10 protein-coding genes and 1 tRNA gene are annotated in these 14,346 nt (G+C 59.6%); 1 reads left to right on the top strand and 10 read right to left on the bottom strand.

Translation table 11 applies throughout. The features are described from left to right. Positions 1-32: 32 nt before the first annotated feature. Positions 33-2,684, top strand: coding sequence for an autotransporter outer membrane beta-barrel domain-containing protein (locus tag QQJ86_RS21460; RefSeq protein WP_284323018.1), 2,652 nt, complete (start codon positions 33-35; stop codon positions 2,682-2,684). A 59-nt stretch (positions 2,685-2,743) separates the two neighbouring features. Here the strand turns inward: QQJ86_RS21460 and QQJ86_RS21455 are convergent. From QQJ86_RS21455 to nuoF, 10 genes are all read right to left on the bottom strand, one after another. Beyond that, a tRNA-Met gene (locus tag QQJ86_RS21455) sits at positions 2,744-2,820 on the bottom strand. An 87-nt stretch (positions 2,821-2,907) separates the two neighbouring features. After that, positions 2,908-4,347, bottom strand: coding sequence for an NADH-quinone oxidoreductase subunit NuoN (nuoN, locus tag QQJ86_RS21450; RefSeq protein WP_284323017.1), 1,440 nt, complete (start codon positions 4,345-4,347; stop codon positions 2,908-2,910). A gap of 12 nt (positions 4,348-4,359) precedes the next feature. Continuing rightward, positions 4,360-5,868: an NADH-quinone oxidoreductase subunit M gene (locus QQJ86_RS21445; RefSeq protein WP_284323016.1), complete on the bottom strand. Its 1,509-nt coding sequence runs from the start codon at positions 5,866-5,868 to the stop codon at positions 4,360-4,362. A gap of 15 nt (positions 5,869-5,883) precedes the next feature. Beyond that, positions 5,884-7,926 (bottom strand): NADH-quinone oxidoreductase subunit L, encoded by a 2,043-nt coding sequence (gene nuoL / locus QQJ86_RS21440; RefSeq protein WP_284323015.1) that lies wholly within the window; start codon positions 7,924-7,926, stop codon positions 5,884-5,886. A 5-nt stretch (positions 7,927-7,931) separates the two neighbouring features. Next, complete coding sequence (gene nuoK, locus QQJ86_RS21435; RefSeq protein WP_284323014.1) at positions 7,932-8,237, bottom strand: NADH-quinone oxidoreductase subunit NuoK; 306 nt, start codon at positions 8,235-8,237, stop codon at positions 7,932-7,934. Continuing rightward, the gene (locus tag QQJ86_RS21430) at positions 8,234-8,887 is read right to left on the bottom strand and encodes an NADH-quinone oxidoreductase subunit J (protein WP_284323013.1); all 654 of its coding nucleotides are present in this window, start codon (positions 8,885-8,887) and stop codon (positions 8,234-8,236) included. Before QQJ86_RS21430 ends, nuoK begins: the two co-directional genes overlap by 4 nt. A gap of 278 nt (positions 8,888-9,165) precedes the next feature. Continuing rightward, positions 9,166-9,657, bottom strand: a complete 492-nt coding sequence (nuoI, locus tag QQJ86_RS21425; RefSeq protein WP_284323012.1) for an NADH-quinone oxidoreductase subunit NuoI — start codon at positions 9,655-9,657, stop codon at positions 9,166-9,168. 8 nt (positions 9,658-9,665) lie between these two features. Beyond that, entirely contained in the window at positions 9,666-10,691 is a 1,026-nt protein-coding gene (gene nuoH / locus QQJ86_RS21420) for an NADH-quinone oxidoreductase subunit NuoH (protein ID WP_284323011.1), read from the bottom strand. Between the two features lie 3 nt (positions 10,692-10,694). Further along, entirely contained in the window at positions 10,695-13,022 is a 2,328-nt protein-coding gene (nuoG, locus tag QQJ86_RS21415; protein ID WP_284323010.1) for an NADH-quinone oxidoreductase subunit NuoG, read from the bottom strand. Beyond that, positions 13,019-14,341, bottom strand: a complete 1,323-nt coding sequence (gene nuoF / locus QQJ86_RS21410) for an NADH-quinone oxidoreductase subunit NuoF (protein ID WP_284323009.1) — start codon at positions 14,339-14,341, stop codon at positions 13,019-13,021. The genes nuoG and nuoF overlap by 4 nt, the downstream gene beginning before the upstream one ends. Positions 14,342-14,346: the final 5 nt, after the last annotated feature.

Raw genomic sequence — 14,346 nt, 5'->3', positions numbered from 1 at the left:
CGCAAGAGGTTGTCGCTACCGATGGTCAGAGTGTGACGCTTTCACCCCAGGCTTTTAGTACCACCGTTCCTGGTCCTGCGGGCACCGTGCTCTACGCCACCGGCACGAACCCTGCCACCGGAGCACCCAGCACAATCATAGGTAATTCGTTGAACATTTTTACGCTTGGCGATCAAGCCTACGGCGTCGATGCGGAAAACGGTGCCTATATCGATCTGGCCGGCAGCAGCACCACGGGCATCTTCACCATCAGCACCAGTGGCAACAATGCATCCGGCATTGTTGCCAAAGGCGCTGGCACTTTGGTCGAAGCGGACTACATTTCATTCGCCACATCCAGCCTCAATTCGCGCGGCTTCGATGTGTTCACCGGCGCGCATGTGAATGTGGTCAATTCCAAGATCGTGGTGAACGCGGGCTCGGGTGTCGACTCCGAAGATGCCGGCACCTTGGCGACCATCAACGGCAGCGAGATCACCGCCAATGGCGTTACCGGCAATGCCATGGCTTTGCGCAACGGTGGCGAAATCATCGCGAACAACACCACTGCGATGGGAACGGGCGCCAGGGCTACTGCGCTTTCATCCTATTCGCAAGGCCTTGGCATCATCAATTCCGCAATCATCAGCAACAGCACGTTGACGTCCACCCAACAAGGCAACGCGATCGATATTTTCGGTGGAACAACAAACATCCAACTCACCGCCACTTCGGTCTACGGCGCAACAGGCACGGTGATGGATGTTGAAGATGTAAATGGATCGCCGGGCGATGCTGTGCTTGATGCCACGGACGGCTCCCATCTCTATGGGAACATCAACGTCCAGAACAATCTCTATTCCGCTAGCACCAGCGGCACTTCGGTGAACGTTGCACTGACGAACCAAACAACGCTTTCCGGATGGGTTCGCGGCGTCAACCAGCTAAGCATCGACGCCACCAGTCGCTGGTTCATGCCGGCCGATTCGCGCATCAATGGCACTTTATCGAACGCCGGCACCATTTCCTTTGAATCTGCGGCACCTTCGTTTTTAACGCTGGCCATTACCGGCCCACTGATCAGCAACGCAGGCACCATCGCGATCAACACCGAACTGAGCGATACGGAAACCACTTCGGACAAGATTCTGCTCGACGGCGCCAATGCTCGAGCGGCCAATGGCGTGACCTATTTCCAGGTCAACACCTCCGGTCAACCCGACCTTGTCATGGGGAATGGCATTTTGGTCGTGCAGGCCATCAATGGTGCCACTACGACGCCTGCGGCGTTCGCGCTCGCTGCACCGGTTGTCAGCGGCCCTTATGAATACGATTTGTTACGCGGTGCTGTAGATGGAAGTTCAGCGGATAGTTGGTATCTGCGCGATGCGGTGCCGGTGCCTACACCCGCTCCGACTCCGACTCCGACTCCGACTCCGACTCCGACTCCAACTCCAACTCCAACTCCGACTCCAACTCCAACTCCAACTCCAACTCCAACTCCAACTCCGACTCCAACTCCAACTCCAACTCCAACTCCAACTCCAACTCCAACTCCAACTCCAACTCCGACTCCAACTCCGACTCCGACTCCGACTCCGACTCCGACTCCGACTCCAACTCCAACTCCAACTCCAACTCCAACTCCAACTCCAACTCCAACTCCAACTCCGGCGCCAACACCAACACCGCCAGAAACGCCCATCTACAATCGGGAAGTCTCACTCAACGTCGCCCTGCCTTCCGCAATGCTGTTGGCCGGACGCGAGCTTGTCGGTACCTTGCATGATCGCGTGGCCGACGACTCTGAGCCCGCTGCGTCGACCGGTGTTACGAATCAAGCAGACCCGGATGTATGGGCGCGGATTATCGGCACGCACGGCAAACAGCCCGGCAGTGGCGTCACCGGCAGCGGCCCCACTTTCGACAACAACTTTGTGGCCATCCAACTCGGTGCGCATCTCTACAAGAACAGCAGCGCCGACGATGTGGGGGACGATGCAGGCATTTATGGCGCTTTCGGTCACGCCAATGCCTTCGTCACGCATCGCAACGTGCTATCGAACGGCATCTACGCCGGCAAGGATCATTTCGACAGCGGATCCATTGCGGGTTTCTGGACGCATTACGGCCGCGAGGGTGCTTATGTCGATGGCGTGCTGCAGGGAACCTGGTATAGCGCCGTGAGGGCGACCTCAAGCGAACATGTTCCGGATTTGACGACTCGCGCGTCCGGACTCACGGCATCTCTCGAAGGAGGATGGCGCACTCATGCTTTGTCGCCAACCATCACCTGGCAACCGCAAGCTCAATTGATCTATCAGTACATCAGCATCGACGGCGCAAGCAATGCGGATGAATCCGTGCAGTTCGCTCCCGCACGCTCGCTTGCCGGCCGCATCGGACTACGACTTGCTTCGGCATCGGATGCTCAAGCAGATGACATGTGGCAACGGCTCGGCTTTTCGCTAACGGTGAATGGCTGGCGCGAATTCATCGCCGACTCTCGCGTCACCTATCCCACTGACGACGGTGACGTGACGTTCCACTCCAATCAAAGAGGTAATTGGGCGGAAGTGAAACTGGGTGCGCAAGGATGGCTGTGGCGCCATTTCGAAATGTTCGGCTCGATTCATTACGACACAGGCGGCAACAACGTGTTTCGCGGTTACGGGGCGAATCTCGCGCTACGGGCGCGATGGTGAAACACGCTTTCAGCAAAACGAAAAAAGCCGGCACTTTTCAGTACCGGCTCTTCGAAACATGGTAGCGGGGGCAGGATTCGAACCTGCGACCTTCGGGTTATGAGCCCGACGAGCTGCCAGACTGCTCCACCCCGCATCAGAGTCCGAGAATTCTAGCGATATGGCCGAATTCTTGCAAGCCCATTACCGCTTTTTTTCCGCTCTTCGCGCAAGCGAACAGTCTTCAGCCAACAAACGCCTGCCTGCACCAGTTCAGCAACGGCCCCCAGTACAAGCCCAAACCAAGCAACACCAACGCGTTCAAGGAAAGCGTCAGGCGCAAAGTGAAATCGGGCTGAAGACGTACTTCAGTACCTTCCACCGGTTTGTCGAAGTACATCACCTTCACCACGCGCAGGTAGTAGTACAGGCCGATGATGGCGAATACCGCGCCGACGATCGCCAGCCACATCATGCCGGCATGGATGGCAGCCTGTAGCACCAGCAGTTTGGCAAAGAAACCGAACATCGGCGGCACACCTGCCAGCGAGAACAGCGCAAGCATCATCAGGAACGCCATCCACGGCGCGCGCTGATTCAGTCCCTTGAAGTCGTCGATGTTTTCGCATTCGAAGCCGGTGCGGCTGAGCGCGAGGATCACACCGAAAGCCGCGGTGGACATCAGCGCATAACTCACCGCGTAGAACATCGCTGCCGAATAACCTTCAGGGCCTGCGTTGACCAAGCCCAGCAACAGATAACCCATGTGCGAGATCGTCGAGTAGGCAAGTAGGCGCTTGAGATTGCTCTGCACGATCGCAACCACGTTGCCGATCGCGAGCGACAGCACCGCGAGCGCAGCCAACATCAACTGCCAATGCTGCGAGAAATCGCCCATGCCGGTGGCGAGCAGACGAAACGCCATGCCGAACGCGGCCAGCTTGGAAGCCGAGCCGATGAACGCGGTTACCGCCGTAGGAGAACCTTCATACACATCCGGAATCCACATGTGGAACGGTGCGACGCCGAGCTTGAACGAAATGCCGATCACCATGAACACCAAGCCGAACACCAACAAGTGCGGCATGGCGCTATGTGGAATCGCCGTATGCAGTTGCACCAGATCCAGCGTGCCAGTGGCGCCATACACCATCGACATACCGTATAGCAGCATGCCCGAAGACAACGCGCCCAACACGAAGTACTTGATGGCCGCTTCGGAAGACAGGCTGGAATCGCGATTCAGCGCCACCAGCGCATACGAGGACAGCGTCAGCAGTTCCAGGCCAAGGTAGATCATCACCAGGTTGCCAGCCGATACCAGCAGCATCACGCCGATCACCGCGAACAGCATGAGCGTGTAGAACTCGCCCACGAACAGCTTGCGGTCGACCATGTACGGACGGCCGTAGATGAAGACCAGGATGGTCGACAGCAAGGCAAACAGCTTGAGGATCGTGCTCAGGCCATCGCGGATGAACATACCGTTGAACGCGGTCACCGGCACGCCTGGCTGATAACGAAGCACCAGGTAGCCGGTCACGATCAGCACACCGATGGACATCCAGTGCAGGTAGATACGCTCGGCCGGCTTCATGAAGGCGTCGGCCAGCAGGAGAACGCACGCTGCCGTTACCAGAAAAAATTCCGGCAGCATGATCAAAATGTCGTTGATAGTCGGCATGGTCGTTCTCGATCAAACCTTGTGAATGGCGAGCACTTGCACGAGCTGGTTCACCGAGTTGTCCATCAGGTGCGTGAGCGGTTCGGGCCAAATGCCGATCAACAGCGTCAACGCAGCGAAAGAGCCCAGCACGATCCACTCGCGACCGTTGATGTCCTTCATCTCCGCCACGTGCGGATTGGTGATTTCACCCCACAACACGCGCTTGACCAGATACAGCGTGTAAGCCGCACCGATGATCAGGGTGAAAGCAGCGAACAGCGCGATCCACGGATTGGCGCTGAAGCTCGACAGGATCACCATGAACTCGCCCACGAAACCGCTGGTGCCCGGCAGGCCGCAGTTGGCCATTGCAAACAGCACGTAGAAAAAGCCGAACCAGGGCATCACGTTGATCACGCCGCCGTAGTCCTTGATCAGGCGCGTATGCAGGCGGTCATACAGCACGCCGATGCACGAGAACATCGCGCCGGAGACGAAGCCGTGCGAGATCATCTGCACCATCGCACCCTGCATGCCCAGACGCGCGGCATCGGTATTGCCCTGTTCGCGCACCAGCATGAAGGCGATGAAGATGCCCAGCGTTACGAAGCCCATGTGCGCGACAGACGAGTACGCCACCAGCTTCTTCATGTCTTCCTGCACCAGCGCTACGTAGCCGATGTAGACCACAGCGATCAGGCTGAGCAGGATTACCACCCATGCGAAATGATGCGAAGCATCCGGCACGATCGGCAGGCTGAAACGCAGGAAACCGTATCCGCCGATCTTCAGCATCACCGCCGCCAGCACCACCGAACCGCCAGTGGGTGCTTCCACGTGCGCATCCGGCAACCAGGTATGCACCGGTACCATCGGCACTTTCACCGCGAACGCGATCAGGAAGGCGAAAAATAGCCAGCTCTGCTCGGTCAGCGACAGCGGCAAGGCCGCCAGCGTGTGCAGATCCCACGTACCCGCCTTCAAGTACAGGTAGATCAGACCCACCAACATGAAGATCGAGCCGAAGAAGGTGTAAATGAAGAACTTCAACGTTGCATAGACGCGACGTGGACCACCCCAGATCCCGATGAGGATGAACATCGGGATCAGCATCGCCTCGAAGAACACGTAGAACAGCAAGGCGTCGGTGGCGCAGAACACGCCGATCATCAGACCTTCAAGCACCAGCATGGCAGCCATGTACTGATGCGGCTTGTCCTGGATCACTTCCCACGCACCCACGATCACCAGAATGCCCACGAAGGTGGTCAGCAGGATCAGGGCGACGGAAATGCCATCGACACCGAGGCTGTAGTGGACGTTGAGCGATTCGATCCACAGATGGCTCTCGACTAGCTGCATGCCGGCCACGTCGGGGTGGTACTGCGGAATGAGGAACAGGCTGATGGCGAAGGTGAGGATGGCCATCAGCAGCGAGATCCAGCGTGCCGCGTTGGGACGGCCGGAACCGGCCAGCAACACGGGCACTGCGCCGACGATGGGCAGCCAGATCAGCAGGCTGAGCAAATGATTGAACATGGAGCTCGCTTCCCTTTAGTGCCCGACGAACCAATATCCGCCCAGGAGCAGGATCAGGCCGAGGATCATCGCAAACGCGTAGTGGTACAGATAACCGGACTGGACACGGCGCACGCTCGCGGCGATGCGCTGTACCAGGCTTGCCGAACCGTCGATCAGCACGCCATCGATCACGGCGGCATCACCGCCCTTCCAGAACATGCGACCCAACGCGACACCGCCGCGGGCGAAGATCGCAAAGTAGATATCGTCGACCCAATACTTGCGATCGAGGATCGTCCACAGCGGCTTAAGTGCGCTCTTGATCTTGTCGGCTAGCGAAGGGTTAAACAAATAGATGTAAGTGGTAATGATGAACGCCGCCAGCACCAGGAAGAACGGCAGCTGGGTAAACCCATGCAGCGCCATTGCTAGCGAGCCATGGAATTCTTTGCCGACTTCGCCGAGCACGTTATTGGCTTCATCCACATGGATGGCACCGCCGAACCAGTTGCCGAACAGCATCGGCTGCACGGTGAAGAGGCCCACCAATAGCGACGGAATGGCCAGCAGGATCAACGGCAGCGTCACGACCCACGGCGACTCCTTCGGCGGATGATGCAGCACGCCCGGCTCGTGATGACCGTGATCGTCATGGTGATCGTCGTGGCCATGTGCATCGTGATGGCCATGATGCTCGACCACCTTGAAACGTTCCTTGCCATGGAAAGTCATGTACATCTGGCGAAACGTGTAAGTCGCAGTCACGAAGGCACCAACTATCACGCAGATATATGCGTAACCCGAACCCCAGCGATGCGACTCGTGCACGGCATCGATGATCGAGTCCTTCGAATAGAAACCCGAGAAGAACGGCACCCCGCACAGCGCCAGCGCGCCGACCCACATCGTGATCCAGGTAATCGGCATGTATTTGCGCAGGCCACCCATATAGCGCATGTCCTGCTCATGGTGCATGGCGATGATCACCGAGCCAGCGCCGAGGAACAGCAGCGCCTTAAAGAACGCGTGCGTCATCAGGTGATACACGGCACCGGAATAGGCAGACACGCCTAGCGCCACCGTCATGTAACCGAGCTGAGACAGGGTGGAGTACGCCACCACGCGCTTGATGTCGTTCTGCACGATGCCAATCAAACCCGTGAACAGCGCGCCCGTTGCACCAATCACCAGCACCACACTCAGCGCGGTTTCCGACAGCTCGTACAGCGGCGACATGCGCGCCACCATGAAGATGCCGGCGGTCACCATCGTCGCGGCGTGGATCAGCGCGGAGATCGGCGTCGGGCCTTCCATCGAATCGGGCAGCCACACGTGCAGCGGCACCTGCGCGGACTTACCCATGGCACCAATGAACAGCAGGATGCAGATCACCGTAGCCGCGTCCCAGTGAATGTTCTGGGTGAGCGTCAATGTCTTGCCCACGAGCGTCGGCGCCGAAGCAAATGCGGTCGCGTAGTCCAGAGTGCCCAGGAAGTACAGGATCGCCGAGATGCCGAGCAGGAACCCGAAGTCACCCACGCGGTTGACGATGAACGCCTTGAGGTTGGCAAAGATGGCCGTCGGACGCTTGTACCAGAAACCGATCAGCAGATACGACACCAAGCCCACTGCTTCCCAGCCGAAGAACAGCTGCAGGAAGTTGTTGCTCATCACGAGCATCAACATCGAGAAGGTGAACAGCGAGATGTAGCTGAAGAAGCGCTGGTAGCCGTCGTCATCCGCCATGTAGCCGATGGTGTACACGTGCACCAGCAGCGATACGAAGGTGACCACCACCATCATCATGGCGGTGAGGCGATCAATAAGGAAACCCACGCTGGCGGTGTACTTGCCGATCTCGAACCACGTATAGACGTTGTGGTTGTAGACCGGCGCGCCACCCATCGTGATCTGGTACAGCACGTAGAACGACAGGCCGCAGGAGATCAGCAGGCCGAGGATGGTGACGCTATGCGCGCCGACGCGGCCGATCTGCTTGCCGAAGAACCCAGCCAGCAAGCAGCCGACAAGCGGCGCCAGTGCGATAGTCAACAGAATGGAGGAGGAAAGTTCCATGATGCTCAACCCTTCATGCTGTCGATTTCGGCGACGTTGACCGTGCTGCGATTACGGAACAGCAGCACCAGGATCGCCAGGCCGATCGCGGATTCCGCCGCGGCCACGGTGAGAATGAAGAACACGAAGACCTGCCCCGCCACGTCGTGGCTGAAGCGGGAAAAAGCCACGAAGTTGATGTTGACGGCGAGCAGCATCAGCTCGATCGCCATCAGCAACACGATCACGTTCTTGCGGTTGATGAACAGGCCAGCCACCGAAACGCAGAACAGGATCGCACCCAGCACGATGTAATGCGAAAGCGTAATCATGGCTTGGACTCCTGAGCCGGCGCGGGCTGGCTATCGGCCGGGCGCTCCGCCGCCATCTTGATGATGCGCACGCGATCGGTCGCCTTCACGGCCACCTGCTCGCTGGGATGCTGCTTGCGCGTGCCGGCGCGATGGCGCAGCGTCAGCGCCACGGCGGCAATGACGCCCACCGTAAGGATCAACGCGGCGATTTCGAACGGCAGCAGGTATTGCGTGTAGAGCGCCATACCCAGCCACTGCGTGTTGGACATGCCCGCGGCGGTCGCTGGGTTTTCGCCCATGGTCTGCGTGTGCATCATGCGCACGCCGATCAGACCGAGCATTTCCACCAGCATCACCACCGCGACAATCAAGCCGACCGGCAGGAACTTCACGAAGCCCTCGCGGATCTTTTCCTGGTCGATGTCGAGCATCATCACCACGAACAAGAACAACACCATCACCGCGCCGACGTACACCACGATCAAGGCAATGGCGAGGAATTCGGCCTCGGCCAGCATCCAGATGCAGGCCGTGCTGAAGAAGGTGAGCACCAGCGCAAGCACGGCATGCACCGAATTGCGCAGCGTGATCACCGAAAGCGCCGCCACCACGGTGACCGCGGCGAAGGCGTAGAAACAGACGAGTTGGAACAAGGACGGATCGATCATCGGTAGTGTCCTGAGAGCCTATTTAGGGTCTCGGCGTAGCCCGCGTTGCCACGGTGCGTTCGCCAGGTGGTGGTGCGCGGCGCAGCGCTTGCCTGGCTGGCAAGCCAAGCCGCGCGCTGCCGCATGGCGGACGCACCGTGGCAACCCTTCGGGCCGGAGCTGTTTGCTCGCCGGGCGGCGTCCTCACTCAGTTGTGTATCGACATACACGCCTTTGTTCCTCCTTGCCCGTCAAGCAAACAGATCCGGCGCGGGCCACGCCGAGATCCTAAATAGGCTCTAACGATAGGCCGCGTCTTGAGCGCGGGCCGCCGCGATCTCCGCCTCGAAGCGATCGCCGATGGCCAGCAACTGCGGCTTGGTCACCACGTTCTCGCCGCGATGTTCGAAGTGATATTCGTGGATGTGCGTTTCGACGATCGAGTCCACCGGGCAGCTTTCTTCGCAGAAGCCACAGTAGATGCACTTGAACAGGTCGATGTCGTAACGCGTGGTGCGGCGCTGGCCATCGCTGGCACGCGGCGCGGAATCGATGGTGATCGCCAGCGCCGGGCACACCGCTTCGCACAGCTTGCACGCGATGCAGCGTTCCTCACCGTTCGCATAGCGACGCAGCGCATGCAGGCCGCGGAAGCGGTTGGACTTGGGAATGTGCTCCATCGGATAGCGCATCGTGTACTTCGGCATGAACATGTACCGAAGCGTCAGCGCCATGCCTTTGAGCAGCTCGATGAGCAGCAGGCTCTTGAAATAGTTGGTAACGCGAGACATGGCTTTTTTCAGCCCCCCGTGCCGATGTGAACCAGGCCGTAGTACTTCATGCAGCCGGCAACGAGTACCCAGACGATGGCGATGGGAATGAGCACCTTCCAGCCCAGACGCATGATTTGGTCATAGCGATAGCGCGGGAAGGTGGCACGGAACCACAGGAACAAGGTGGCGAACACGAACACCTTGGCAAACAGCCACAGGATGCTGGTATGTCCCAACACCGGCACGGCGTCCGGAATCGGGCTCAGCCAGCCGCCGCAGAACAAGATCGCGGCCAGGAAGCTGACCAGGATCATGTTGGCGTATTCGGCCAGGAAGAACAGCGCGAACGCCGAACCCGAATATTCCACATGGAAACCGGCCACGATTTCCGATTCGCCTTCGGCCACGTCGAACGGTGCGCGATTCGTTTCAGCCACACCGGAAATGAAGTAGATGACGAACACCGGCAGCAACGGCCACATGAACCAGTCGAAGATGCCTTTGTGACCGGCCTGCGCATTGACGATGTCGGTGAGGTTCAAACTGCCAGCCAGCACCAGCACACAGACCAGGCACAAACCCATCGCCAGTTCATACGAGATCACCTGCGCCGCCGAACGCATCGCACCGAGCAACGCGTAACGCGAGTTCGAGGACCACCCGGCGAGGATGATGCCGTATACGCCCAGCGAGGTCATCGCCAGCAGATACAGGAGTCCGGCGTTGGCATTGGACAGCGCCACCTTGTCGCTGAACGGAATCACTGCCCAAGCAGCAAGTGCCGGCACCAGCGCGATCAGCGGCGCTAAGTAATACAGCACCTTGTTCGCATTGGTGGGAAGGATCACTTCTTTCAGTAGCAGCTTTACCACGTCGGCGAAGGCCTGCAGCAAGCCAGCCGGGCCCACCTGGTTGGGCCCCATGCGCACGTGCATCCAGCCGATGACTTTGCGTTCCCACCACACGTACATCGCCACCCCGATGACCAGCGGCAGCACCACGCAAAGCGTGTAGAGCAGCGGCAGCAGAAGCTGATGAATAAGTTGATCCATGGGTTACGCCTTGCTCAAGGTGATGACCGCGCCGTACGGCGGCAGCGTCGCAGTCTGATCGTGGGCGGCCTCGATCCACACGGCACCATCAGGTACCGTCGCATCGATGACCAGCGGCAGCACAGCGTTTGCAAGCTTGATCTTGTCACCCGCGGCGAAGCCCTGACGCTGTGCCTCGTTCGCGTTCAAATGCACAGCCACTTCGCGATTGAGCGGGTGCGCTTGCAGCGAACTCGCGCGGCGAACCACCGCATCGCTGCGATAGATCGGCCAGGTGGCGAGGCGGCTCAGGCCCTGCACCGGCTTGCGCTCCACCAAGTTCTGCGAAGCAGCGGCTTTGCGCTCGACCATGCCATCGCGCAAACCAGCAATGTCGTCGAATTCGAAGCCCGGCAACTTCATCAGGCCGCCCAATGCACGCAGTACTTTCCAGCCTGCGCGCGCATCAGCCGGCGCCTTGGAGCCCGCCTCCACGCGCTGCTGGAGACCTTCGACGTTCACTAGCGTGCCTTCGATTTCAGGCAGCAGGCCGATCGGCAGGATCACATCGGCCACGTCGCGCAGCGCCGCGTTGGCGAATGCGCTGAAAGCCACTACGTGTTGGGAACCGCTCAGCGCATGACTGACCGCAGCACCATCGGCAAAGTCGTGCGGGAATTCCAGGCCGTACAGCAAATAGCCCTTGCGCGGCTGTGCCAGCATGGCTTGCACGTTCAAACCGCCGTTGCCCGGCAGCACGCCGACCTTTGTGAGGCCGACCGCATTGGCGCCCACCGGCAATTCGTTGTAGGCAGCACCAGTGGCGTCAGCGATGAAACGCGCGACGGCGCGCAACCACGAAGCCTGCGGATGCGTAATGGCCGCTTCGCCAAGAATCACCACGGCCTGACCGGACTTGAGCGCAGCGATTGCCTCGCGTGCCTTGTCGGTTACCTGCAGCGGGGCCAGCGATTCATTGGAGATGAAGCCAGGTTGCGACGCACCCGCTTCGATCGAAGCCTTGGCCAGCACCAGCAGCGAATCGACCAGGTAATGCGGCGGTACGACCGCTTCGCCAGCCAGGTTGTAATTGAAGTTGAACTCGGCTGGATTGACGGCGTAGACCTTTGCGCCCTTCTTCACGGCTTTATGGATGCGGTGATTGAGCAGCGGCATTTCGTAACGCAGATCGGAACCGACCAGCAATGCCGCCTTCACCTTCTCTACGTCCGCAACCGGTATGGCGAAGGTTTGCGCTGCGGCGTTGTCAGCGAAGTCGAGCTGACGCAGACGATGATCGATGTGCGCACTGCCCAAGCCTTGGGCCAAGCGAACCAACAGATCGCCTTCCTCGCTGGTGGTGCTCGGATGCACCAGTACACCCAGATCGCTGCCCGGCACGCTCTTCAACGCTTCAGCGGCGACAGCGAGTGCGTCATCCCAAGTAGTTTTCTGCCATTGGCCGTTGCGCTTCACTTCCGGCGCATGCACGCGATCGGCGGCATACAGGCCTTCATAGCTGTAACGGTCGCGATCAGACAGCCAGCATTCGTTGATCGCTTCGTTGTCGCGCGGCACCGTGCGCAGCACTTCGCCTCGGCGTGTGTGCAGCCACAGGTTGGAGCCGAGCGCATCGTGATAGCTGATGGACGGCTTGGCGATCAATTCCCAGGCACGCGCCTTGAACTGGAACGGTTTGTTGGTGAGCGCACCGACCGGGCACACGTCGATGACGTTGCCGGACAGTTCGGTCTCCAGCGCCTTGCCGATATAGGTGCCGATCTGCAGGTTCTCGCCACGGCTCATGCCGCCGAGTTCGTACGTGCCGGCGATCTCGCTGGTGAAGCGCACGCAACGCGTGCACTGGATGCAGCGGGTCATTTCGGTAGCGACCAGCGAGCCGAGATTTTCATCGGCGATGGTGCGCTTGCGCTCGGTGTAGCGCGACACACTGCGGCCATAACCGAGCGCGACGTCCTGCAGTTCGCACTCACCGCCCTGATCGCAGATCGGGCAGTCGAGCGGGTGGTTGATCAGCAGGAATTCCATCACGTCGCGCTGGAACTTCAGCGCCTTTTCGGAACGCGTAATGACCTTCATGCCCTCGGCCACCGGCGTGGCGCAGGCCGGCTGTGGCTTGGGCATCATGCGACCGCCCATTTCCACATCCACCAAGCACATGCGGCAGTTGGCGGCGATCGGAAGCTTGCGGTGATAGCAGAAGCGCGGAATGGCGATACCGACGTTGTCGGCCGCTTCGATGATCATCGCGCCCTTACGGATCTGCGTCGGCTTGCCATCGATCTCGATGTTGACGACGTCGGGCGCGGTATTGGCTGGCTGCGCACTCATGCAGCAACTCCACGAGTTTCGGCGAGACGGTCTTCGGTCATCGAACGGCCGTGCTGCACGTAGTATTCGAATTCATTCCAGAACTTGGCGAGGAAGCCCTGCACCGGCCACGCGGCGGCTTCGCCGAATGCGCAGATGGTGTGGCCCTCGATCTGGCCGGCGATGGCCTTCAGGCGATGCAGGTCATCGTGCGTGCCCTTGCCTTCCACGATGCGGGTCAGCACGCGGAACATCCAACCGGTGCCTTCACGGCACGGCGTGCATTGGCCGCAGGATTCGGCGTGATAGAACTGCGAGATGCGATGGCACGCCTTCACCATGCAGGTGGTCTCGTCCATCACGATCACGGCACCGGAGCCGAGGCCTGAACCCAACTTCTGCAGGCAGTCGTAATCCATGGTGGCGGACATCATTTCCTCGGCATTGAGCACCTTCATCGAGGAGCCGCCGGGAATGACCGCCTTGAGCTTGTTGCCGTTGCGCACACCGCCGGCCATCTCAAGCAGATCCTTGAAGGAGGTGCCGAGGCGAATCTCGAAGTTGCCCGGCTTGTTGACGTGGCCGGACACCGAGAAGATCTTCGGGCCGCCATTGTTCGGCTTGCCGAGATTCAAGAACCAGTCGGCGCCGTTACGCAGGATCGCCGGCACCGAGGCATAGGTTTCGGTGTTGTTGATCGTGGTGGGTTTGCCGTACAGGCCGAAATTGGCCGGGAACGGCGGCTTGAAGCGCGGCTGGCCTTTCTTGCCTTCCAGCGATTCCATCAGCGCAGTTTCTTCGCCGCAGATGTAAGCACCGGCGCCCAATGCACCGTAAATGTCTACGTCGATGCCGGTGCCCTGGATGTTCTTGCCGAGCAGGCCGGCTTCATACGCTTCCTTCAGTGCCTCTTCGAAGTGCTCAAAGGGCTCGTGATGGAATTCACCGCGCAGGTAGTTGTACGCCACGGTGGAGCCGGTCGCGTAACACGCGATCGCCAAACCTTCGATCACCGAATGCGGGTTGTAACGCAGGATGTCGCGGTCTTTCGCCGTGCCAGGCTCCGATTCATCGGAATTGCAGAGGATGTACTTCTGCATGTTGCCCTTCGGCATGAAGGACCACTTCAAACCGGTGGGGAAGCCCGCGCCGCCGCGGCCGCGCAGGTTGCTGTTTTTGACGATCTCAACGATCGAAGCAGGATCGGGCTTTTCGGCGAGAATTTTCTTCCACGCCTTGTAGCCATCCACCTGTGTATAGCTGTCCATCGCCCACGGCTTGTCGAAATGCAACGTGGTGTAGACGACCTGGTGTTCCTGGGGTGCGGGTCCGACTGCCATTGCCC

This window comes from Dyella acidisoli, from assembly GCF_030160295.1.
Classification (GTDB): Bacteria; Pseudomonadota; Gammaproteobacteria; order Xanthomonadales; family Rhodanobacteraceae; genus Dyella_B; species Dyella_B acidisoli.
The sequence above is the reverse complement of the archived record's forward strand: the minus strand, read 5'-3'. Positions and strand labels throughout refer to the sequence as shown.

Excerpts from the sequence above, each read along its gene's own strand:
- nuoN (WP_284323017.1), bottom strand. The coding sequence starts at position 4,347 with ATGCCGACTATCAACGACATTTTGATCATGCTGCCGGAATTTTTTCTG.
- QQJ86_RS21445 (WP_284323016.1), bottom strand. The coding sequence starts at position 5,868 with ATGTTCAATCATTTGCTCAGCCTGCTGATCTGGCTGCCCATCGTCGGC.
- nuoL (WP_284323015.1), bottom strand. The coding sequence starts at position 7,926 with ATGGAACTTTCCTCCTCCATTCTGTTGACTATCGCACTGGCGCCGCTT.
- nuoK (WP_284323014.1), bottom strand. The coding sequence starts at position 8,237 with ATGATTACGCTTTCGCATTACATCGTGCTGGGTGCGATCCTGTTCTGC.
- QQJ86_RS21430 (WP_284323013.1), bottom strand. The coding sequence starts at position 8,887 with ATGATCGATCCGTCCTTGTTCCAACTCGTCTGTTTCTACGCCTTCGCC.
- nuoI (WP_284323012.1), bottom strand. The coding sequence starts at position 9,657 with ATGTCTCGCGTTACCAACTATTTCAAGAGCCTGCTGCTCATCGAGCTG.
- nuoH (WP_284323011.1), bottom strand. The coding sequence starts at position 10,691 with ATGGATCAACTTATTCATCAGCTTCTGCTGCCGCTGCTCTACACGCTT.
- nuoG (WP_284323010.1), bottom strand. The coding sequence starts at position 13,022 with ATGAGTGCGCAGCCAGCCAATACCGCGCCCGACGTCGTCAACATCGAG.
- nuoF (WP_284323009.1), bottom strand. The coding sequence starts at position 14,341 with ATGGCAGTCGGACCCGCACCCCAGGAACACCAGGTCGTCTACACCACG.